The organism is Amycolatopsis sp. NBC_00438 (assembly GCF_036026695.1).
Lineage (GTDB): Bacteria > Actinomycetota > Actinomycetes > Mycobacteriales > Pseudonocardiaceae > Amycolatopsis.
Window position 1 is genome coordinate 10,384,093 of record NZ_CP107923.1, and the last position, 21,357, is coordinate 10,405,449.

The 21,357-nt window shown below is 70.0% G+C and carries 18 protein-coding genes; 7 read left to right on the forward strand and 11 right to left on the reverse strand.

The features are described 5' to 3' along the window. Positions 1-85 precede the first annotated feature (85 nt). The 3 genes from OG494_RS48135 (at position 86) to lpdA (ending at position 2,759) form a co-directional block, all read left to right on the forward strand. On the forward strand, positions 86-490 hold the full coding sequence (locus OG494_RS48135; RefSeq protein WP_328450557.1) for a nitroreductase family deazaflavin-dependent oxidoreductase: 405 nt from the start codon (positions 86-88) through the stop codon (positions 488-490). A 63-nt stretch (positions 491-553) separates the two neighbouring features. After that, the gene (locus tag OG494_RS48140) at positions 554-1,318 is read left to right on the forward strand and encodes a lysophospholipid acyltransferase family protein (protein WP_328450559.1); all 765 of its coding nucleotides are present in this window, start codon (positions 554-556) and stop codon (positions 1,316-1,318) included. A 49-nt stretch (positions 1,319-1,367) separates the two neighbouring features. Then, positions 1,368-2,759, forward strand: a complete 1,392-nt coding sequence (gene lpdA, locus OG494_RS48145) for a dihydrolipoyl dehydrogenase (protein ID WP_328450561.1) — start codon at positions 1,368-1,370, stop codon at positions 2,757-2,759. Positions 2,760-2,803: 44 nt separating this feature from the next. Here lpdA and OG494_RS48150 read toward each other — a convergent pair whose 3' ends face one another. Together OG494_RS48150 and OG494_RS48155 are read right to left on the reverse strand one after the other, a co-directional pair. Beyond that, positions 2,804-3,178, reverse strand: a complete 375-nt coding sequence (locus OG494_RS48150; RefSeq protein WP_328450563.1) for a PH domain-containing protein — start codon at positions 3,176-3,178, stop codon at positions 2,804-2,806. Then, positions 3,171-3,635: a GNAT family N-acetyltransferase gene (locus OG494_RS48155; RefSeq protein ID WP_328450565.1), complete on the reverse strand. Its 465-nt coding sequence runs from the start codon at positions 3,633-3,635 to the stop codon at positions 3,171-3,173. Before OG494_RS48155 ends, OG494_RS48150 begins: the two co-directional genes overlap by 8 nt. Positions 3,636-3,923: 288 nt before the next feature. Between OG494_RS48155 and OG494_RS48160 the strand changes: the two genes are divergently transcribed. From OG494_RS48160 to OG494_RS48170, 3 genes are all read left to right on the forward strand, one after another. Next, positions 3,924-4,307, forward strand: coding sequence for a hypothetical protein (locus tag OG494_RS48160; RefSeq protein ID WP_328450567.1), 384 nt, complete (start codon positions 3,924-3,926; stop codon positions 4,305-4,307). Positions 4,308-4,443: 136 nt separating this feature from the next. Beyond that, the gene (locus OG494_RS48165; protein ID WP_328450569.1) at positions 4,444-6,345 is read left to right on the forward strand and encodes a S8 family serine peptidase; all 1,902 of its coding nucleotides are present in this window, start codon (positions 4,444-4,446) and stop codon (positions 6,343-6,345) included. Positions 6,346-6,404: 59 nt separating this feature from the next. Next, positions 6,405-7,139 (forward strand): SDR family oxidoreductase, encoded by a 735-nt coding sequence (locus OG494_RS48170; RefSeq protein ID WP_328450571.1) that lies wholly within the window; start codon positions 6,405-6,407, stop codon positions 7,137-7,139. Here OG494_RS48170 and OG494_RS48175 read toward each other — a convergent pair. Both OG494_RS48175 and OG494_RS48180 read right to left on the reverse strand, forming a co-directional pair. After that, positions 7,123-7,452: a hypothetical protein gene (locus tag OG494_RS48175; RefSeq protein ID WP_328450573.1), complete on the reverse strand. Its 330-nt coding sequence runs from the start codon at positions 7,450-7,452 to the stop codon at positions 7,123-7,125. The two genes, OG494_RS48170 and OG494_RS48175, sit on opposite strands and share 17 nt — an antisense overlap. 72 nt (positions 7,453-7,524) lie before the next feature. Beyond that, positions 7,525-8,958, reverse strand: a complete 1,434-nt coding sequence (locus tag OG494_RS48180) for a peptide ABC transporter substrate-binding protein (RefSeq protein ID WP_328450575.1) — start codon at positions 8,956-8,958, stop codon at positions 7,525-7,527. Positions 8,959-9,053: 95 nt separating this feature from the next. Between OG494_RS48180 and OG494_RS48185 the strand changes: the two genes are divergently transcribed. Further along, entirely contained in the window at positions 9,054-10,388 is a 1,335-nt protein-coding gene (locus OG494_RS48185) for an LVIVD repeat-containing protein (protein WP_328450577.1), read from the forward strand. 80 nt (positions 10,389-10,468) lie between these two features. Here the strand turns inward: OG494_RS48185 and OG494_RS48190 are convergent, their stop codons facing one another. The 7 genes from OG494_RS48190 to OG494_RS48220 form a co-directional block, all read right to left on the reverse strand. Continuing rightward, on the reverse strand, positions 10,469-12,058 hold the full coding sequence (locus OG494_RS48190; RefSeq protein ID WP_328450579.1) for a glycoside hydrolase family 13 protein: 1,590 nt from the start codon (positions 12,056-12,058) through the stop codon (positions 10,469-10,471). Positions 12,059-12,100: 42 nt separating this feature from the next. Beyond that, positions 12,101-12,970 (reverse strand): carbohydrate ABC transporter permease, encoded by an 870-nt coding sequence (locus OG494_RS48195; RefSeq protein WP_328450581.1) that lies wholly within the window; start codon positions 12,968-12,970, stop codon positions 12,101-12,103. After that, positions 12,967-13,941: a carbohydrate ABC transporter permease gene (locus tag OG494_RS48200; RefSeq protein WP_247055648.1), complete on the reverse strand. Its 975-nt coding sequence runs from the start codon at positions 13,939-13,941 to the stop codon at positions 12,967-12,969. Before OG494_RS48200 ends, OG494_RS48195 begins: the two co-directional genes overlap by 4 nt. Then, positions 13,919-15,295 (reverse strand): ABC transporter substrate-binding protein, encoded by a 1,377-nt coding sequence (locus OG494_RS48205; protein WP_328450584.1) that lies wholly within the window; start codon positions 15,293-15,295, stop codon positions 13,919-13,921. The genes OG494_RS48200 and OG494_RS48205 overlap by 23 nt, the downstream gene beginning before the upstream one ends. A gap of 230 nt (positions 15,296-15,525) precedes the next feature. Then, positions 15,526-16,533 (reverse strand): LacI family DNA-binding transcriptional regulator, encoded by a 1,008-nt coding sequence (locus OG494_RS48210; protein ID WP_247055644.1) that lies wholly within the window; start codon positions 16,531-16,533, stop codon positions 15,526-15,528. A gap of 88 nt (positions 16,534-16,621) precedes the next feature. Then, positions 16,622-18,817, reverse strand: a complete 2,196-nt coding sequence (locus OG494_RS48215) for a discoidin domain-containing protein (protein ID WP_328450586.1) — start codon at positions 18,815-18,817, stop codon at positions 16,622-16,624. Between the two features lie 22 nt (positions 18,818-18,839). Continuing rightward, complete coding sequence (locus OG494_RS48220; protein ID WP_328450587.1) at positions 18,840-21,161, reverse strand: discoidin domain-containing protein; 2,322 nt, start codon at positions 21,159-21,161, stop codon at positions 18,840-18,842. Between the last annotated feature and the right edge of the window lie 196 nt (positions 21,162-21,357).

Sequence of the window (21,357 nt, forward strand, 5' to 3'; positions counted from 1 at the left end):
CCGGTCGTGTGTTGCCACCAAGGGAGACCAGGACGTGGTGAGTTCGTCACGCCCTGAAGATCGTCGATCATGAGAGGAAGGCCCCATGCTGTTCGGTGACGAGCACGTCCGCCGCTACGAGGAGACCGACGGCGAGGTCGGCCACGAGTGGCGGGACGGCGTCCCGGCGCTGGTGCTGACCACCACCGGCCGCAAGACCGGCCAGGAGCGCAAGTTCGCCCTGATCTACCAGGAGGTCGACGGCAACGCCGTGATCGTCGCTTCCAAGGGCGGCGCGCCGAACCACCCCGGCTGGTACTTCAACCTCCTCGAACACCCCGAGGTCGGCGTCCAGGTGAAGGCCGACAAGTACCAGGCCCGCGCCCGCACGTCGTCCGGCGAGGAGCGCGCGAAGCTGTGGGAGAAGCTCGCCGCCGTCTGGCCGGACTACAACGAGTACGCCAAGAAGACCGACCGCGAGATCCCCGTGGTGGTGCTCGAGCGGCTGTGATCTGCGCCGCGTTCCGGGGGTGACCGGGGCGATCCGGCCGGTCGTCGGCTACGAATTACCTTCATGACCGACCGCTGGACCGCCCTCGACCTCGAGGGTGAGCTGCTCACCCGACGCCAGATGATCGCCTACGGCCGGCGCTTCGCCCGCGCCGGCCGGGGCGCCTGGTACAGCTTCGCGATCGAGGTGGTCTGGCAGTTCCTCGTCCAGTCCACCCGGTTCCGGGTGCGGGGCTCTCGGAACATCCCGAAGACCGGCGGGGTGCTGGTGGCGTCCAACCACCTGTCGTTCGCCGACCCGACCACGCTCACCGCGTTCTGCCTCGCCGCCGGCCGGGTGCCGCGGTACCTGGCGAAAGCCTCCCTCTGGAACCTCCCGGTCGTGCGTTCGGTGATGCGCTCCGGGCGGCACATCCCGGTCTACCGCGGCGCCGCCACGGCGTCGGAGGCCTTCCGCGACGCGGTCGCGTCCGTGAAGGCCGGCGAGTGCGTCGCGATCTTCCCGGAGGCGACGTTCTCGAAGGACCCCGCCGGCTGGCCGATGCGCGGCAAGACCGGCGTCGCCCGGATCGCCCTCGAGACCGGCGCGCCGGTGATCCCGGTGGCCAACTGGGGCACGCACCGGCTGCTGCCCGCTACCGCGTGGTTCCCCCGCGGCCTGCCGCGCAAGACCGTCGACCTGGTCGCCGGCCCGCCGGTCGACCTCTCGGACCTCGCCGGCCGCGAGCTGACCCGCGAGGTGCTCGAAGAAGCGACGGCGCGCATCATGGCGGCCGTGACGGACCTGCTCGTGACGCTCCGGGGCGAGCGCCCGCCGGTCGCCGCCTGAGGCCCGGGTCACCCCGCCGCGAGGGGCGCGGGAGGGTAGTTTCGGGTGCATGAGTGCACAACACTTCGATGTCGTCGTGCTGGGGGCCGGGGTAGGTGGCTACGTCGCGGCGATCCGCGCGTCCCAGCTGGGTCTGAGCGCCGCCGTGGTCGAGGAGAAGTACTGGGGCGGGGTCTGCCTGAACGTCGGGTGCATCCCGTCGAAGGCGCTGCTGCGCAACGCCGAACTGGCGCACGTGGTGACGCAGGAGGCGAAGGCGTTCGGCATCTCGTCCGACAGCCCGATCCGCGTCGACTACACGGCCGCCTACGAGCGCAGCCGCAAGGTCGCCGACGGGCGCGTCAAGGGCGTGCACTTCCTGATGAAGAAGAACAAGATCACCGAGTTCGACGGGCACGGCACGTTCGTCGATGACCACACCCTCGAGGTGAACGGCTCGCGGGTGGCCTTCGACCACTGCGTCATCGCGACGGGCGCGACGACGAAGCTGCTGCCGGGCACCTCGCGCAGCTCGCGGGTCGTGACGTACGAAGAGCAGATCCTCGCCAGTGAGCTGCCGTCGAGCATCATCATCGCCGGGGCCGGCGCGATCGGCGTCGAGTTCGCCTACGTGCTGCACAACTACGGGGTCGACGTCACGATCGTCGAGTTCCTCGACCGGATGGTCCCGCTGGAGGACGCCGAGGTCTCGGCGGAGCTCGCCAAGCGTTACCGCAAGCTCGGCATCAAGGTGCTGACGTCGACCCGCGTCGAGTCGATCGACGAGTCGGACGCGTCGGTGCACGTGACCGTGTCGTCGGAGAAGGACGGCAAGCAGGTCCTGGAAGCGGACAAGGTCCTGCAGGCGATCGGGTTCCAGCCGCGGGTCGAGGGTTACGGCCTGGAGAAGACGGGTGTCGCCCTGACCGAGCGCGGCGCCATCGCCATCGACGGCCGGGGCCGCACGAACGTCGACCACATCTTCGCGATCGGCGACGTGACGGCGAAGCTGATGCTCGCGCACGCGTCCGAGTCGATGGGTGTCGTGGCGGCGGAGACGATCGCGGGCGCGGAGACGATGGAACTCGACTTCCCGATGATCCCGCGCGCGACGTACTGCCAGCCGCAGATCGCGAGCTTCGGCTGGACGGAAGAACAGGCCCGCGACAAGGGCTACGACGTGAAGGTGGCGAAGTTTCCCTTCACCGCGAACGGCAAGGCCCAGGGCCTTGGCGACGCGGGCGGGTTCGTCAAGCTGATCAGCGACGCGAAGTACGGCGAGCTGATCGGCGGCCACCTCATCGGGCCGGACGTCACGGAGCTGCTTCCGGAGCTGACGTTGGCGCAGCAGTGGGATCTGACGGTGCACGAGGTCTCCCGGAACGTCCACGCGCACCCGACGCTGGGTGAAGCGGTGAAGGAAGCCCTGCACGGCCTCGCGGGGCACATGATCAACATGTAGCCCGCGGCCGGCCCTGACCCGGTAAGGCGGGTCAGGGCTCGATCTCAGAGCACGTGGGACGCGATCAAGTGACCCAGCTGACGGATGTCCGAACTGCCCTTGAACTCCAGACGGACCTTGCCGAGTCCGCTGAACCACAGGTCGAGTTCGGCGTCGAGGTCGAAAGTGCCCGCCGTTTCGATCGAGAACGCCTGGATCTTGCTGTAGGGCAAGGATGTGAAGTCCTTCTTCTTGCCCGTGACGCCTTGGACGTTCACCGCGATCAGCCGCTTGTCGGTGAACACGACGAAGTCGCGGACGGCCTTGAAGCAGGCCATCACCTGTTCGCCCTGGATGATGATCGGCTGAACCGTCGGCGTGATGTCCTGGGGGTTGCACGGGGCGAGCTTGAAGACCGTGTTCTTGGAGAAATCAATCATTCTCCAGACTGTAGCGGGATCGCCACTTCGAACCGGAGTTCCGGGCGCGCCCACGCGATCTTCGGGGTTTCGGCGGGATCGTGCCGGTGTGGCGCGCGCCCATGCGGAGGTAGAACGGCAGCGCCGGTGGGTGCGAAACGACCCGCACCGCCGGGATGTCTCGCGCCCGGGCTTCGGCGAGCATGTGCGCGACCAGGCGGCTGCCGAGGCCGAGGCCCTGGGCGGCGTCCGCCACGAAGAGGATGTCGAGTTCCGGTGGCTCTTCGAGGAGTGCGTAGAAGCCCAGCACCTCGTCGCCGGTCATGGCGGCGAAGGTCGGGTGGGCTTCGATGTAGGCGGGCGTGACCGTGTAGCCGTCCAGGATGGACGCGTACTCGCCCTGGTATGCGGACGACGCGTGCATCAACGCGGTCAGGGACGCTGCTGGGGATCCGGTGGCCCGGACGATGTCGACCATGTTCCGAAGGCTACGAACCGGGTCCGACAGTTTCGGTGGGGTCTGGAGGTAGCGGACCTCGATCGGTTCCGGAACCTTTTGCAGCACAACGAAATACTCGTCGAGATTCTCGATCGGGTGAACGGCCCGGAGCTGCCGAGGACTGGGTGATCAAGGCGGTCGCGGACCGGTGCGGAAATTTTCCCGCTGAGGAAAGTACGCGACGAAGCGCGTGTACTTTTCTGCGCGCAAAGCCGCCGCCGAATTCATCGTCGTGCCGCTTCCGACGTCACGCCGAAACCGCCCGGGATGCCGTGGGAGGTGGCCGGCGGGTTCACCGCGGGGACCCAGACCGCGTCGATCGCCCTGGAAGCGTTGCGGGTCAAGGAAGGCGAGACGCTGCTCGTGCACGGCACCGCCGCCGTGCAGCTCGCGCGGCTCGGGGCGTGCTCGGCGGTGATCGGAACGGCGAGTGAGGCGAACCAGAACTACGTCCGCGAGCTGGGCGCGACCGTCGTCGTCTACCGCGATGGCCTGAAGCTGCGGGTCGAGGCGCCGCGCCGCGGGGGATCGACGTCGGCGCTCGTCTCGAAGTCCGGACGCTCGGCCGCGCGTCTCACCGAGGCCGCGGCGGGCCATCGCGAAATCGGGACCGGGCACGGCCGGGGAAAAATCGTTCTCACGTTTCCCTGACCGTTCCACCATGTGGACGGCTGGACGTTCCCGACTTTGGTCGGTGGACCGGTGATCGGTCACTCCTTAGATTCTCCCCATTACACCCGGTCGGGTGTCATTCGGTCGAGTGGCCGAGTACCACAGGGAGAAATCGATGGTGAGATTCAGCCGGGTCGCCGCGCACGCGGTTCCGCTGACGGTCGGCGCCTTGCTGTTGTCGACGGGGGTCGCCGTGGCCCAGCCGTCCACGGTGGACGCCGCGACCGCGCGCACCGAAGCGGGCATCAGCGCGCTGCAGAGCATCAAGAAGAGCCTGACCCCGGCCGAGCGCAAGCAATCGAGTCAACTGGTCGTCGAGAAGCGGTTGCGCGCCGATCGCTCACTGGCCGCGAAGCTGCCGGAATACCGCTCCGGCGTCGGCGTGAGCGGCGCCGGCACCGTCTCGGTCGACATCGCCACCCGCGACCAGGCCGTCGCGAACGCCGTCCAGGCCGCGGGCGGCACCGTGCGCTACGCCGCGGCCGGCGCCGTGCGCGCCGACCTGCCGCTGTCCGCTCTGGACGCGATCTCCGGCCGCGCGGACGTCACCGAGGTCAAGCCCGCCGCCCAGGCCACCACCTGGAGCGAGCCGGGCAACCGCGACCTGCGCGAGGCGCTCGCCGCGAAGGCCCCGGCCGCGACCCAGGTGTCCGAAGGGGACAAAGCGCACGGCACCGATACCGCCCGGACCACCTACGGCGTCAGCGGCACCGGCGTGAAGGTCTGCGTGCTCTCCGACGGCGTCGACTCGCTGGCGAAGTCCCAGACCGCCGGCGAGCTGCCTGCCGTGGACGTCCTGTCCGGTCAGAAGGGCAGCGGCGACGAGGGCACCGCGATGCTCGAAATCGTCCACGACCTCGCGCCCAACGCCACCCTCGGCTTCGCGACGGCGTTCACCAGCGAAGCCAGCTTCGCCGCGAACATCCGCGCGTTGCGCACCACGAGCCACTGCCAGATCATCGTCGACGACGTCTCCTACTTCGACGAGTCGCCGTTCCAGGACACCCAGGTCGCGCAGGCCGTCAACGACGTCACCGCGGCCGGCGTCCTGTACTTCTCCTCGGCCGGCAACTCGGGCAACGCGACCGACGGCACCAGCGGCTACTACGAGGGCGACTTCCGCGCTTCCTCGACGAAGATCACCGGCGTCACCGGCACGCCGCACGACTTCGACCCCAGTAGCACCACGCAGAACTTCGACGCGCTTTCGGCGGGCTCGCTCGGCAAGCCGGTGACGCTGTTCTGGTCCGACCCGTGGGGCCGCTCCGCCAACGACTACGACCTGTTCATCCTGAACTCCGCGGGCAGCGTCGTGGCCTCCAGCGAAAACGGCCAGTCCGGCTCGCAGAACCCGTACGAGATCGCGAACGTGCCGGCCACCGGCTCCGGTTACAAGGTCGCCGTCGTGAAGTACAGCGGCGCCGACCGGTTCATCGCGCTCAACGTGATCCGCGGCCGGTTCGTCGCCTCGGGCTCGCTCAAGGCGTTCAGCACCAACGGCGTCACGAACGGCCACTCGTCCGCGGCCAGCGCGTTCAGCGTGGCGGCGGCCCCGGCGGCGGGCGCGTTCACCCGGCCGCTGGAGACCGGCGACCCGGCGAACCCGGCCGGCCCGTACCCCGGCGTGTTCACCGCGTCGAGCAAGTGGGAGCGGTTCTCCTCCGACGGCAAGCGGCACCTGTTCTACAACGCCGACGGCACCGCGATCACCGCGGGCAACGTGTCCTCGACCGGCGGCACGACGCGCAACAAGCCGGACATCACGGCGGCCGACGGCGTCTCGACCTCGGTGACCGGCTTCCAGCCGTTCTTCGGGACGTCGGCGGCGGCCCCGCACGCGGCGGCCATCGCGGCGCTGCTGCTGTCGGGCAAGCCGACGGCGACCCCGGCGCAGATCCGCACCGCGCTGGTGTCGTCCGCGATCGACCTGGGCACGCCCGGGTTCGACACGGTGACCGGCAACGGCCTGATCATGACGGGCCCGGCGCTGGCCGCGCTCGGGGTCCAGCCGAAGTAGTTCCTCCTCGCGAAGAGGGCCCGGCACTCGCCGGGCCCTCTTTCGTTAGGGTCGGCGGCATGGTGAAGACGGCGGTGGTGACCGGGGCCGGATCGGGCATCGGGCGGGCGGTGGCGCGGGCGCTGCTCGACGAGGGCTTCGAGGTCGCGCTCGCCGGGCGGCGGGCCGACGCGCTGGCCGAGACGGCGGAAGGGCGCGAAACCGCGCTCGTCGTGCCCACCGACGTCGCCGACGAAGACTCCGTCCAAGCCCTGTTCGACGCCGTCCGCGACCGCTGGGGACGGCTCGACCTGCTGGTCAACAACGCCGGGATCGGCGCCGCGGGTACCGTCGCCGACCTGAGCGTTGCGGACTGGAAGCGCACCGTCGACGTCAACCTCACCGGGATGTTCCTCTGCGCCCAGCAGGCCGTGCTGCTGATGAAGGAGCAGGACCCGCGCGGCGGCCGGATCGTCAACAACGGCTCGATCTCCGCGCACGTGCCGCGGCCCGCGAGCGTCGCCTACACCGCGACGAAGCACGCCGTCACCGGCCTGACCAGGTCGATCTCGCTCGACGGCCGGGCCTGGAACGTCGCCTGCGGGCAGATCGACATCGGCAACGCCGCCACCGAGATGACCGAACGGATGGCGGCCGGCATCCCGCAGCCCGACGGGCGGGTCGTCGCGGAACCGACGTTCGACGTCCGGCACGTCGCCGACGCGGTCCTCTACATGGCCGGGCTGCCGCTCGACACCAACGTCCAGTTCCTGACGATCACCGCGACGACCATGCCGTTCATCGGCCGGGGATGACGATCAGGCGGTCGTGCCACGGGTGCGCGGTCCCGAGCGCGTCCGCGAGCCACCGTCGCTGAGCGGCGTCCAGGACGGGCAGCACGGCGGTGAAGTCCTGCTCGTCCTTCGGACGGGGGCGACCGGACTTGGAGAACAGCTGCACTTCCGTTGCCAGGTAAGGGATTCCGTCGGCGAACAGGCGGCCCAGCTCGGCGACCGGGCGCCGCAGGCCGGGGTTCCGGCGAGAGAACCACTCGCCGTCCGCTGATTCGTCGAGCATCGTCGTGCGCCCGGAAGGCGTGCCCCACGGCCAGTTCGATCGCGTAGCCACCCGCGATCCACCACGGGGCCCGGACCCGCGAGAACAGGGTGACCACTTCGGACAGTGGCGCCGGGTCCCAGGTCACGGCGCCGCGATCCCGGCCAGTACCGGTCCCGTGAAGGGCGTCGTCACGACGTCGTGCACGCGGTCGCCCCAGACCGCGTGGCCGTGCCCGGACCACAGCGGCGCCACCGGGAGGTCGCGCAGCAGCTGGTTCTCCGCCAGCCGGTACAGCTCGCCCGCCTCGTCTCCCGTCGCCGCCGCGTCGGCGAGAGCCAGGTTCTGCCGGAAGTTCTCGTCCCGGTAACCCGACGCCTCGGCCAGGGCCGACAACAGCTCGTACGGGCTCGGCGTCGCGAGCTTGACGTCCAGGGTGGACGGGCCGTCGAGCTGCCCGGCCGGGCGGGCTTGCGCCGTCACCGAAACGTCCAGGGCCTTGTGCAGGCCGACCACCAGGGTGCGGGTCCACCCTTCGGCACCCGGTCCGAAGTAGACGGTCGCGCCGCCGGGGAACGAGGCTTGCTTCAGCAGTGCCTTGCCTGCCGCCGCGTCGAAGGTGCACGGGCGGCAGGTGCCCGTGCGCTCGCCCGGCGCGTCTGCCGGGGGTAGCAGGGCCTTGGCCGGGTCGACCTGGTGGGCCAGTGGCCCGGCCTCCAGCGCGGCGCGGTCGACGCCGAGCGCGAAGCCGTGGCGGACCGTCGCGTCGGTGAACCTCGGATCGGTCACCGGGAACGTGAGGTAGCCGGCCTGCGGCAGGGCCCACGTCGCGTGCCGGTCGCCGAACTCGTGGATGGCCTCGTGCTTCTCGCCGGGGACCTCGGTCGCCAGGTCGAGCGTGCCCGCCTTGACCGCGTCGTACTGGGCGGACGGCTCCCCGACCCGCAGCTCGATCGTCGCGGCGCCGCCTTCGCCGACGCGTTTCAGCGTCCCGCCGGAGCCGGGTTTCCACGGCCCGTCGAGCCGGTACGGGCCGTTGCCGACCGGCGCCTTCGCGAAGCCGTTCCAGTCGTGGGACGCGAGCACCGACGCGGGCAGCGGCACCAGGCCCGGTGCCGAGAGCAACGCCGGGACCTGGCCGGACGGGCGGTCGAGCGTCAAGGTGAGGACGAGTCCCGAGGCCTTGATCTCCCGGGCGCGCACCAGCTTCGTGAGCACCGGCGAAGCCACCCAGTGTGCGGCGGCGATCGCCCTCCAGGTGTCCACATAGGACTGCGCGGTGACCGGGGTGCCGTCGTGGAACGTCGAGGGCCGCAGGCGCACCGTCCAGTGCACCCGGTCGGCGCTCTCGATCGACTCGGCCGCGCGCGGCGTGACCTTCCCGGTCGCCGCGTCGTAGTCGGCGAGCGGGGTCCACAGGGCGCCGGTCACCAGCCGGCCCGCCTGGTCGGAGAGGTCGGCCGGCAGCAGCGTCGCGGGCTCCCGGATGCCGACGGACAGGACACCGGGGGCGGGGCCGGGGTCGGAGCACCCCGTGACGGCGAGGGCCAGGACGGCCAGCAGGGCGAGCAAGCGCATGGGCCAGTCCTACCAGTCGGAAGGCAACCAAAGGCGGTTGTGTCCGGTTGATCTCCGTCGTACGGTTCGGCTGATCACGCCTTTTGGGAGGTTTTGTGCGCACCTGGCTACGGTCGTGCTTCGCCGCCGTCACCGTCAGTGCCACGCTGGTCGCGACCGGGTTGCCGGCCGCCGCCTGCGGCGAGGACGACAAACCCGCGGTCCCGGCCGCGCGGACGGCGGGTGACCCGGGGGCGATCAAGAACGTCAAGTCCGTCGGCAACGTGCCCGACGCCGCCGGCGCCATCTCGATCAACTTCCTCGACTACGGCCGCCGCGACGTCATGGTCGTCTCCGGCGAGTTCGGCCTGAAGGTCTACGACCTGACGAAGAACCCCGCCGCGCCGAAGCTGGTCGGGCAGGTCAGCCTGCCGGGCCTGTGGGAGACCGAGGACACCGAGGTCGACCCGGCCCGCAAGCTGGTGTTCCTGTCCCGGGACCCGCGCGCGTTCGGCGGCACCACGCAGACCGGCGAGTCCGGCATCTACGTCGTCGACGTCGCGAAGCCCGAAGCGCCGAAGATCATCAGCTACGTGAAGGCGCCCGCCGGGCACACCACCAGCTGCGTCGACGGCTGCCGCTACCTGTGGACGGGTGGCCCGTCGAAGGCCGCCGACCAGCCCGCGGAGTGGGGCGGCCGGCCGATCTGGGTCACCGACATCCGCGACCCGAAGCACCCGAAGATGGACCCGCAGCCGATCGAGCTCGCCCGCAACGACGGCAAGACCGACTACGTGCACGACGTCCAGGTGGACGACAACGGCGTGGCCTGGGTGTCCGGGCGCGGTGGCGTGCGTGGTTACTGGACGTCCGGCGTGCACCGCGACCCGCTGTCGAACAAGATCCGCCGCGCGACGGCGCACGAGCCGATCCCGTACGCCGGCGGCGGCATCGCCGAGACCGCGGCGCCGTCCCGGTTCATGCACAACAGCTTCCACCCGGCCGGGCACCGGGTCGGCGACGGCGCCTGGCGCGGTCAGGACCTGATCTACGCGACGGAGGAGAACTTCGTCGACGGCTGCGCGGGCGACGGCGTGCTGACGATCTCGTCGCTGGCCGGTTCCTACCACGGCGAAGGCTGGCGTTCGACGCCCGAGCAGCCCTTCCGGCTGCAGAGCGTCGGCACCTGGGGCGTCAACGGCCAGGAGGGCAGCGACCCGGCGTCCGACGACTGCTCCGCGCACTACTTCGACGTCCGCGGGAAGGTGCTCGCGCAGTCGTTCTACTCGCAGGGCACACGGTTCCTGGACGTGAGCGACCCGACGAACCCGCGGCAGATCGCGTACTACCGGCCGGCGGACGCGAGTGCGTGGGCTCCCTACTGGCACGGGAAGTACGTCTACGTCGCGGACAACGCGCGCGGCGTGGACGTGCTGCAGCTGACCAAGTAGCCCAACCGAAGCAGGCCACCGAAAGTCCGTGAAGGCCTCCTTACCGGCCATAAGAGCCGGTAAGGAGGCCTTCACGGCTTTCAGGAGGTGCGGAGCCAGACTGCGGTGTCGGTCGGCAGGGAGCCGTCCACCGGGCCGCTCGCCAGCAGGACCTCGCCCGCCGGCAGGGGTACCGGCGACGCCGAGAAGTTCAGCGCGAACGTGAAGCCCGGCTCGCGCGTGAACGCCAGCACGCCGTCACCCAGCGACAGCCACTCCAGCGTGCCCGCGCCGAGGGCCGCCTGCTCTTCCCGGATGCGCAGGCCGTCGCGGTAGAGCGACAGCATCGACGTCGGGTCCGCGGCCTCGGCGGCGGCCGTGAACGACGACCACTCCGCGGGCTGCGGGAGCCACGCGTCCCCGGAACCGAAGCCGAACGGCGGCTCGTCACCCGACCACGGGATCGGGACGCGGCAGCCGTCGCGGCCGGGGTCGGTGCCGTTCGTACGGGCCCACACCGGGTCCTGGCGCAGGTTGTCGGGGATGTCGCGGATCTCCCAGAGCCCGAGTTCTTCGCCCTGGTAGACGTACAGCCCGCCCGGCAGGGCCAGCGTCAGCAGCGCCGCCGCGCGGGCCCGGCGGGTGCCCAGCTCCCGGTCCACCGGCAGCTCGTGCAGCCGGTTCGCGAAGCTGAAGCCCGTGTCGCCCTGCCGGCCGTAGCGCGTGACGTGCCGGGTGACGTCGTGGTTCGACAGCACCCACGCGGCCGGCGCGCCGACCTCGTCGTGCGCCCGCAGCGTGCGGGTGATGACGTCGCGGAAGCGCCCGGCGTCCCACGGGCAGACCAGGAAGTCGAAGTTGAACGCCGAGTGCAGCTCGCCCGAGCGCAGGTAGCGCGCCGCGCGGGACATGTCCGGCAGCCACATCTCGCCGACCAGCACGCGCTCGCCCGCGTAGCTGTCGGCGATCTTGCGCCACGACCGGTAGATTTCGTGCAGGCCCTCCATGTCGGAGAACGGCGTCTCGTCGCCCTCTTCGACGTCCGGCAGCCGCGGGTCCTTGACCAGCCCGTCGGCGACGTCGATGCGGAAGCCGTCGACCCCGCGGTCGAACCAGAAGCGCAGCACGTCCTCGAACTCCTGGCGGATGTCCGGGTTCTCCCAGTTGAAGTCCGGCTGGCGCGAGCTGTAGAGGTGCAGGAACCACTCGCCGTCCGGCACGCGCGTCCAGGCGGATCCGCCGAAACGGGACTTCCAGTTGTTGGGCGGCTCGGCGCCGTCCGGGCCGCGGCCGGGCCGGAACCAGAACCGCTGCCGCTCCGGCGAACCCGGGCCCGCGGCGAGCGCGGCCTGGAACCAGCGGTGCTCGTCGGAGCAGTGGTTCGGCACGATGTCGATGATCACCCGGATGTCCCGGGCGTGGGCCTCGGCGAGCAGCTCCTCGGCTTCGGCGAGCGTGCCGAACAGCGGTTCGATGTCGCGGAAGTCGGCGACGTCGTAGCCGCCGTCGTCCATCGGCGAGGGGTACCAGGGGGTGAACCAGATCGCGTCGATCCCCAGCTCGGCCAGGTGGTCCAGGCGCGAACGGACGCCGGCGAGGTCGCCGATGCCGTCGCCGTTGCCGTCCGCGAAGCTGCGGATGTAGACCTGGTAGATCGCCGCGCTACGCCACCAGCCGGTCTTGTCGGTCACGGAAGTGCCCTCCTAGTAGTCGTGGAAACCCCGGGCGCGGCTTCAGCCCTTGACGGCGCCGGCGGTCAGCCCGGCGAGGATCTGCCGCTGGAACGCCAGGAACAGCGCCACCATCGGCAGGCTGGCCAGCACCATCCCGGCGACGAGCACGTTGAGCGGCATGTCGATCGCCACCCGTTGCAGCATCACCGAGAGGGTCTGCTTTTCGGTGTCCGGGAACACCAGCAGGGGCCAGATGAAGTCCTTCCACGCGGTGACCACCGCGAGGATCGACACCACGGCCAGGATCGGCCGCGAGATCGGCAGGATGATCCGCCACAGCGTGCGCACCGGCCCGGCGCCGTCGATGCGGGCCGCTTCGATCAGCTCGTCCGGGATCTGGTCGAAGAACCGCTTCAGCAGGTAGATGTTGAACGCGTTCGCCGCCGCGGGCAGCCAGACCGCGGTCGGCGAGTTGATCAGGTTGAGGTGCAGCAGCGGCAGGTCCGTCACCGTCACGTACGTCGGCACCAGCAGGGCCGTGGCCGGCAGCATCAGCGTCGCCAGCATCAGGCCCAGCACGACGTTGCCGAACTTCGGGCGCAGCTTCGACAGCGCGAACGCGGCCGGCACGTCGATGGCCAGCTGCGCCAGCCACGCGCCGCCGGCGACGATCAGCGTGTTGAGGAAGTACTTGCCCAGGCTCAGCTGGTCCCACGCCTCGCCGAAGGTCTCCGGGTGCCACTCGTGCGGGATGAGCGTAGCCGGGGTCTGCGCCAGTTCCTGCGGTGACTTCATCGCCCCGGTGATCACCCAGTACAGCGGGAACATGAAGGCCAGGACGAACACCGCGAGCGTGCAGGCGAAGATCACGCCGTAGACGGCCTTGCCGCGCCGGCTGCGCAACGCGCCGGGGGAGACGAGGGTCCTCATGACTGGTCCGCCTTCCGCGTCAGCCGGACGTACCACGCCGAGAACACGCCCAGCGCGATGAACAGCAGCAGGCTCATCGCACTCGCCGAGCCGAAGTCGTTGTAGACGAAGGCGTACCGGTAGAGCAGCAGGAGCACGGTGACCGTCGAGTCGTCCGGCCCGCCGCCGGTCATCACGTACGGCTCGGTGAACACCTGCATCGTCGCGACGATCTGCAGCAGCAGGAGCACCAGCAGCACGAACCGGGTCTGCGGGAACGTGACGTGCCGCAGCCGCTGCCACATCCCGGCGCCGTCGAGCTCCGCGGCTTCGTACAGCTCGCCGGGGATCGTGCCGAGCGCGGCCAGGTAGATCAGCGTGGTGCTGCCCATGTTGGCCCAGGTGGAGACGAAGACCAGCGACAGCATCGCGGTGGTGGAGGAGTCGAGCCACTGGCCGCCGGGCAGGCCCACCGCGCCGAGCGCGGAGTTGAACAGACCGGGACCCGGGTCGTAGAACCACTTCCACATCAGCGCCGTGACCACCGGCGGCAGCATCACCGGCAGGTACACCGCGAGCCGGAAGAACGCCTTGGCGTGCCGGATCTCGTTCAGCAGCACCGCGGTGAGGAACGGGACGGCGAACCCGAAGACCAGCGCGAGCCCGGTGAACAGGAGCGTGTTGCGCCAGGCGACGCCGAACAGCGGGTCGTCGAACAGGCGGCTGAAGTTGTCGAACCCGACCCACGTGGGCGCGTTGACGAAGTCGACCTGCTGGAAGCTCAGCAGCACGCCCCGCACGATCGGGTACCAGGAGAACATCGCGAACACCAGCAGCGCGGCGCAGAGCAGGCCGTACGCGGTGAGGTTCTCCTTCAGCTTGCGGCGCAACCGGACGCGGCGGCGCTCGGCCGGGGACGCGGCCGGGCGCCTGGCCCGCGACGAAGACGTCGCGGGCCAGGCGAGGAGGCTACTTGACCTGGGCGAGGACACCGTTGACCTTCGACGAAGCGGACGACAGCTGCTGGTCGATGTTCGCGTTCTGGTCCGTGAGCACCGCCTGCATGACGCTGTCGAGGGCGGCGTAGACCTGTTGCGCGTTGGGCGGCTCGATGCTGCCCTTGATCTTGCTGGTCGTGTCCACGTAGGACTGGTAGTTCGTGGCCGGGACGTTGGCGAACTTCGCCTTCAGCGCCAGCTGCTGGTCACGCACCGCGCCCTGCCAGACGTCCGGGGTCGGCTCGGCGGGCAGGCCGACCGGCTGCTTGCCGTCGACGTACTGCTGGATGTGCTTCTCGAAGCGGTCCGGGTTGAGGTACTTCCACTGGATCCACTCGAGGCCGGCCTTGATCTTCTCCGGCGACGCCTTCGGGTTCAGCATGTAGCCTTCGCCGCCGAGCAGGGTGCCCTGCCCGCCGGGCATGCCCGCGACGCCGTAGTCCTCGTACTTGCCGTTGAACTGCTTGACCAGCGTCGGGATGTTGTCCGGGGCGGCCATGTACATGCCGAGCTGGCCGGCGCCCATCATCCGCTGCACGTCCGTGGCTTCCAGCAGCTGCTTGGCGCCCATGGAGTTGTCGGTCCAGCGCATGTCGTGCAGGTACTGCAGGGCCTGCTTGCCCTTCTCGTTGTCGAAGTCGGCGACCCACTTGTCGCCGTCCTTGCGGGCGATGTCGCCGCCCATCGAGTACAGCCAGCTGGTCATGTGCCAGCCGCCCTGGTTGTTCTTGCTGTAGTCGGCGTACCCGACGGTGCCGTTGCCCAGCGCGGAGATCTTCTTCGCGTCTTCGCGGACTTCGTCCCAGGTCGTCGGCGGCTTGTTCGGGTCGAGCCCGGCCTTCTGGAACAGCGGGCGGCTGTAGACCAGGCCCATCGTGTAGTTCATCGTCGGCAGGCCGTAGAGCTTGCCGCTCGCGTCACGGAAGTTGTCCAGCAGTTCCGGCTTGAGGTCGCCGATGTGCGGGACGCTCTTCGACGCTTCCGTGATGTCCGCGGCTTGATGCCGCGCGATGATCTGCGCCGGGTCGGTGAAGTAGACGTAGTAGACGTCTTCGAGCTGGCCGCCGGCGAGCTTCGCGGAGAACGTCTTCGGGTCCATGAACCCCTCGTGGGGCTCGATCTGGATGTTCGGGTGGGACGCCTCGAACTCCTTGACGTCGGCGTCGAAGACACCGCGCTCGAACGGCTGGCTGGTGGGCGGCTGGCCGGTGACCGTGATCTTCACCTTGCCCCCGGGCGCGGCGGCGTTGCCGTCGTCACCGCAGGCGGCCACCCCCAGCGCGAGGCCGCCTGCGGCCAGCAGGCAGAACATCCGGCGGGGCAAGGATCGGGACCAGGGACTGCTCATCTCAAGCCTCTTCTCGGGTCGCGACGGCTGTCACGTGATTGCGGTCACTCTAAAGTGTGAGACCGGATCGACGCAATAAGCCGACGAGACTTTGCAAGTTACGAACAGGCTGCGAACGCGCCGGCGAGGAGACGCGGGTGGAATGGGTACCGCCGAACGCTCCAGCGCGCCCCGGGCGCGCGAAAAGGCGCGACGGCCCGGAAGCCGTCGCGCCTGGGGGTGACGCGGGGTCAGGCGATGCGGCGCGCGGTCGAGCCGCGCACCACCAGTTCCGGCGCGAACAGCAGCTCCTCGGCCGCCACCTCGCCGCCGTTGATGCGCTTGACCAGCAGCTCGACCACCGCGCGGCCCATCGCCTCGATCGGCTGGCGGGTGGTCGTCAGGGGCGGGTCGGTGCAGTTCATCAGGGCCGAGTCGTCGTAGCCGACCACCGAGACGTCGTCGGGCACCGACAGGCCCTGCCGGCGGGCCGCGCGGACCGCGCCCAGGGCCAGCAGGTCGCTCGCGCACAACACCGCGGTCGCGCCGCGCGGGTAGAGCCGGGCCGCCGCGGCGTGGCCGCCTTCGATGGAGAACATGCCGTGCTCGACCAGTTCGTCGAGCACCGGCAGGCCGAGCTTCGCCGCGTACGCCTGGAACGCCTCCAGCTTGCGCTTCGACGGCACGTGGTCGGTCGGTCCGAGCACCAGCCCGATCTTCTCGTGCCCGAGCGAGCTGAGGTGCCCGACGACCTGCTCGACGGCGACCGCGTCGTCGCACGACACCTGGGGCAGCCCGAGGTGGTCGACGGCCGCGTTGATCAGCACCGTCGGGAGCCGCCGCTCGACCAGGTGGTGGTAGTGCGAGTGCACCGCGTCGGACTGCGCGTAGAGCCCGCCGGCGAACACGACGCCCGACACCTGCTGCTGCAGGAGCAGTTCGACGTACTCCGCCTCCGACACCCCGCCCGCGGTCCGGGTACAAAGGACGGGGGTGAAGCCCTGCTGCGCGAGCGCGTTGCCCATGATCTCGGCCAGGGCCGGGAAAATCGGGTTCTGCAGTTCGGGGAGCACGAGCCCGACCAGGCGGGCGCGCTCGCCGCGCAGCTGGGTGGGCCGCTCGTAACCCATCACGTCCAGCGCGGTGAGCACGGCGGCGCGGGTGCTGGCGGACACCCCCGACCGCCCGTTGAGCACCCGGCTGACCGTGGCTTCACTGACCCCGACCTGGCGGGCGACTTCGGCAAGACGACGCGTCATGAGTGAAACTTTACAGCAACTGCGCGCAAAAGTAAGACAAGCCCGTCCCGGTGTCAGGAGCCGGGACGGGCTTGTCTTCAGTCCGGAGTTACGAAGCCGCCACCTCGAACTCGGACACCTGACCGGCGGGCCAGCCGGTGTTGCCGGTGAACGTCAGCCGCACGAAGCGCTGCGACGTCGCCGTGAACGACGCCGACGCCGTGTTGCCCGACGCCGGGTCGAACGCGTAACCGCGCGAGCCGACCAGCGTCGTGTACGAGCCGCCGTCCGTGCTGCCCGCGATCGTCACCGTCTGGGTGCGCGCGCCCCACGCCGACGACGGCGGCAGCTTGAGCGTCACCTTGTTGATCGACGCCGCCGCGCCCAGGTCGACGGTCAGCGTCTGCGGGAACGCGTTGTTCGCGCTCTCCCAGTACGAGTCCGCGTTGCCGTCGTTGGCGTTGCCCGGCGGGAACCCGCCCTGCGACGACGACGAGCTGATCGCCTTGCCCCGCGCGATGTTGCTGCCCGACTGCGGCGGCTGCGGCGGGCCCGAGTTCGGCGCGGGCCAGCTCGAGCAGTCGCTCCACGTGCCGGTCCAGCCGCTGTTGCCCGAGCCGCCGAAGGTCATCTTCGGGATCGACGTCGGGTACGGGCAGTTGTACGTGCCGGTGACGCCGACGCCGGACGCGCTCAGGTTGCTGATCGTCGCGGTCCCCTGCGTCTGCGACTGCGCCACGAAGGTGCCCGCGCCCTGCACCGAGACGCCGTCGATCGTGACGCCCTGGATCTGCTTGCCCTGCCCGTTGCCGTCGATGAACTGGATCGCCTCGTACGGGCTCTGGATCGCGGTGAACCCGGTGACTCGGATCGTCACGCCGGTGATCGCCTGGTCACGCGCGTCGAACCACAGCGCGCCGACGCCGAACTGCCAGTTCGGGTCGAGTGCCCCGGCCCGCAGCGCGGTGTTGTTCGACAGCGTCACCGTGCCGCCGAGCGGCACCGAGTTGAACCGGTTCGCCACCAGGTAGCCACCGCCGAGCGCGTTGGTGTCCTGCACCAGGTTGCCGCTGACGGTGTTGTTCGACCCGCCGTAGAGCGCGATGCCGTTGGCCAGGTTCGGCTGCACGACCGTGTTGTTCGCGATCGTGTTGCCGGAGTCGGCCTGGCCGTTGGACCAGAGCGCGAGGCCGTCGTCGCCGTTGTTGCGCAGGTAGTTGTTGCGCAACGACGAGTTCGTGACGGCGCCGTCGAAGTTCACGCCGTCGGCCTGGGTGTCCTGGATGCGGTTGTTCTCGATGGTGAGGTTCGACGACGCGCCGTTCATCAGCCACAGCCCGCACTTGGTGTTCTGGATCCAGAGACCCGACACGACCGAGCCGGTGCCGAGAACGCCGTGGAACGCGTTGTCCGGGCTGCCGTCGTTGCGCTCGGTCACGTCACCGAACACCGCGAAGTCGTACAGCTTGATGTTCCCGGACGCGCCGCCGTTGTTGAAGATGTTGTTGCCGTGCAACACCGTGTACCACGGCCCGGCGCCGCGGACGGTGGTCTGGTCGATCTGCAGTGCCGACCCGATCTCGAACCGGCCGGACGGCACGAACAGCTCCTTGCCCTGCGAGCGCGCCGCCGACAGGCCGTTGCGGAACGCCTGGGTGTCGTCGGAGGAGTCGTTCGCCGTGGCGCCGTAATCGGCTACCGAGAGGGCATTCGCCGGCTTCGCGCCCGCGCCGCCGACCTGCTCGAAGTCGGCCAGATCGATGGTCGCCTGGCCGACGTCACCGGAGTCGGCCTGGACGCGGACCTTCGTGCCGGCCGCCGCGTTCTGGCCGAAGAGCAACCGGGCGTCGTCGAAGAAGTGGTGCGTCTTCGAGCCCGAGATGAACCCGGTGTCCACATAGGAGTACCGGGACGTCACGGACAGCCCGCTGCCGAGCTTGGCCCCGCCGACGTACACCGAAAGCCGCCCGGACGAGCCGTCCGGGATGTTGTAGTGGACGTTGATCGAGTTGGCCGCCGCCGGCAGCGTGAACTCGACGTACTGGCCGGACCCGATCCGGACGGCCTGCCGCCCGGACGCTTCCGAAGCGATGCTGGCCTGGGTGTAGTCGGGGCCGACGGCCGAGCCGGTGGTCGCCGAGCACTCGGCCTCGACCGTCCGGAACGGCACGCTCGCGCCGCCGGACGCCGTCGTCGGGCAGGTCGCCGCGGCCGCGGGAGTGCCGCCCGTAACCAGCACGGTCAGGCCGGACGCGGCGAGGGTCGCGGCCAGCAGCGCCGCGCGGCGCCGTGGTGTGGGGGACATCGTCGTCACCTTTCTGCGGGTTCTAGGACGCGTACGCTTCGAGTTCGGACAGCTGTCCCGCCGGCCAGCCGGTGTTGCCGGTGAAGGTCAGCCGCAGGGTGCGCGCGGACGTCGCCGGGAAGGTGATGGTCGCGGTGTTGCCGGTCGCCGGGTTGAAGGTGTAGCCCGCCGCGGCTTTGACGCCGTCGACCGCGATCGTCTGCGTGCGCGTGCCCCACGCCGAGGACGGCGGCAGCTTCAGGACCAGCCGCGACACCGAAACCGTGGCGCCGAAGTCGACGGTCAGCGACTGCGGGAACGCGTTGTTCGCGCTCTCCCAGTACGAGTTCGCGTCGCCGTCGACCGCGTTGCCCGGCGGGAAGCCGCCCTGCGACGCAGACGCGCTGATCGCCTTGTGCAGCGCCAGGTTCCCGGTCGGCGGGGTCGTCGTCGTGGTGGTGGTCGGCGGGGTCGTGGGTGTGGTCGGGGTCGTCGGTGTGGTCGTGCCGCCGTTGTCCGAGCCGTACACCGGCGTCGGCCACGAGCCGCAGAACGTCGTGCTCCAGCCGGAGTTGCCGCCCTGGTCGACCAGGCCGGTCAGCGCGTCCGGGCCCATGCAGTTGTAGACGCCCGCGCGGCCGATCCCGGTCGCGACGACGTTCTTCACCGTGCCGGTCGGCTTGGCCTGCAGCTGCCAGGCGAAGGTCCCCGCGCCGGTGATGCGCACGTTGGTGAAGTGCACGTCCGTGGTCTGGCTGTCGATGAACTGGATGGCCTCGTAGTTGTTGTCCAGCAGGTCGAGGTCGGTGACGTCGACGCGGCCGGTGATGGCGCCGTCGCGGCCGTCGAACCACAGGGCGCCGACGCCGAACTGCCAGTTCGAGTCGAGCACGCCGGTGCGGATCGCGGTGTTGCGCGCGACGGTCGTCGTCCCGGCGAGGGGCACCGCGCTGAACCGGTTGGCGATGTGGATGCCGCCGCCCTGGTCCTGGGTGTCGGCCACGACGTTGTCGGACACGGTGTTGTCGCGCCCGCCGTAGATCGCGATGTTGTTGGCCAGGATCGGCAGCAGCACGGTGTTGAAGGAGAAGGTGTTGTTGTGGTCGGCGTCGTGCTCGGACCACATGGCCAGGCCGTCGTCGCCGGTGTTGCGCAGGAAGTTGTTCGTCACGGTGACGTTGCTGATGCCCTGGTGCAGGTTCAGCCCGTCGGCGGTCTGGTCGAGGATCCGGTTGCCGGACACGGTGAGCCCGTCGAACGGTCCGTCGAGCCACAGCCCGACCTTCGTGTGCTGCAGCCACAGGTTCTGCACGACCGAGCCGCCGCCCAGCGCGCCGCCGATGGCGTTGGACTGGTCGCAGTCGACGCGGGCGTCGACCTGGCCGATGATCGCGAAGTCGTACAGCTTGACCGCGCTGCTCGTGCCCGGGACCGCGCTGTTGCCGGGATACGTCGACGTGCCGCAGCTGGCCGGTTCGCCCTTGCCGAAAATGCCGGCGCGCGGGCCGGTCAGCACGGAGTACCACGGGCCGGCGCCGCGGATGGTCACCTGGTCGACGGTGATGTGGTGGCCGAGGGTGAAGGTCCCGGACGGGATCCAGACCTCTTTGCCTTGACTGCGAGCGGCGGCGACGGCGGCGTCGAACGCGCCCGCGTCGTCGCTGGTGTCGCCCGCGGTGGCGCCGTAGTCGGTGACGGACACCGAGTTCGCGGGCTTGGCCGCGGCCGCGCCGACCTGCTCGAAGTCGGCCAGGTCGATCGTCGAGGTCGTGATGTCGCCCGCGTCGACCTGCAGCTTGATCTTGGTGCCGGCCGGGTAGTTCGTGCCCAGCAGCGCGCGGGTCTCGTCGTAGAAGTGGTGCGCGTGGCCGTCACCCGGGGTGTTGGTGAACGGGTACGAGCCGTAGTACCAGGCGTACTTCGACGTCAGCGCGACGTCGCGGTTGTGGGAACCGTTGACGTACAACGAGATCGAGCCGCTCGTGCCCGTGCCGTTCCCGGAGTCCGGGAGGCTGAACCGGAAGTCGATCGAGTTGGCCGGCGCGGTGAGCGTGAATTCGACGTACTTGCCTTGACCGCCCAGCGTCACGGCTTTGCGGCCGGACGCCTCGCCGGCGAGGGTGCCGGCGTTGCGGTCGGGGCCGATGACCGCGCCGTTGGTCGCGGCGGACTCGGCTTCCTGTTCGAGGAACGGCACGGTCGCGCCGCGCCCGGCGGCGAGCGCCGAATTCGCGGGGGCCGCGGCCAGGGTGACGACGGTCAGGCCGGTCGCGGCGGCGACGGCGGCGGCCAGTGCGCCGAATCTCGCTCGCCGACGGGGCTTGGTCAAGTTTTCGGGCGCGCTGAAGACAGGATGGGGAGACATGGAGCAGCAACTCCTCGTCGAGTGCAGGTGGGGACCCTTGTGACCTGGATCATACGAATCCGGGACAAGATAACGCAATAGATGAACGAACTTACGCAAATTTGCGACAGAAACTGACGGCTGCGCCGGATGCCGGACGTCGGTTTCCGTCGGGCGGAGCAGCGCCACGGCGTCGAGGACCCGCAGGCCGCTGCTA

Coding starts and splice junctions, on each gene's coding strand:
- OG494_RS48135 (WP_328450557.1), top strand. CDS start 86: ATGCTGTTCGGTGACGAGCACGTCCGCCGCTACGAGGAGACCGACGGC.
- OG494_RS48140 (WP_328450559.1), top strand. CDS start 554: ATGACCGACCGCTGGACCGCCCTCGACCTCGAGGGTGAGCTGCTCACC.
- lpdA (WP_328450561.1), top strand. CDS start 1,368: ATGAGTGCACAACACTTCGATGTCGTCGTGCTGGGGGCCGGGGTAGGT.
- OG494_RS48150 (WP_328450563.1), bottom strand. CDS start 3,178: ATGATTGATTTCTCCAAGAACACGGTCTTCAAGCTCGCCCCGTGCAAC.
- OG494_RS48155 (WP_328450565.1), bottom strand. CDS start 3,635: ATGGTCGACATCGTCCGGGCCACCGGATCCCCAGCAGCGTCCCTGACC.
- OG494_RS48160 (WP_328450567.1), top strand. CDS start 3,924: ATGCCGTGGGAGGTGGCCGGCGGGTTCACCGCGGGGACCCAGACCGCG.
- OG494_RS48165 (WP_328450569.1), top strand. CDS start 4,444: ATGGTGAGATTCAGCCGGGTCGCCGCGCACGCGGTTCCGCTGACGGTC.
- OG494_RS48170 (WP_328450571.1), top strand. CDS start 6,405: ATGGTGAAGACGGCGGTGGTGACCGGGGCCGGATCGGGCATCGGGCGG.
- OG494_RS48180 (WP_328450575.1), bottom strand. CDS start 8,958: ATGCGCTTGCTCGCCCTGCTGGCCGTCCTGGCCCTCGCCGTCACGGGG.
- OG494_RS48195 (WP_328450581.1), bottom strand. CDS start 12,970: ATGAGGACCCTCGTCTCCCCCGGCGCGTTGCGCAGCCGGCGCGGCAAG.
- OG494_RS48205 (WP_328450584.1), bottom strand. CDS start 15,295: ATGAGCAGTCCCTGGTCCCGATCCTTGCCCCGCCGGATGTTCTGCCTG.
- OG494_RS48210 (WP_247055644.1), bottom strand. CDS start 16,533: ATGACGCGTCGTCTTGCCGAAGTCGCCCGCCAGGTCGGGGTCAGTGAA.
- OG494_RS48215 (WP_328450586.1), bottom strand. CDS start 18,817: ATGTCCCCCACACCACGGCGCCGCGCGGCGCTGCTGGCCGCGACCCTC.
- OG494_RS48220 (WP_328450587.1), bottom strand. CDS start 21,161: ATGTCTCCCCATCCTGTCTTCAGCGCGCCCGAAAACTTGACCAAGCCC.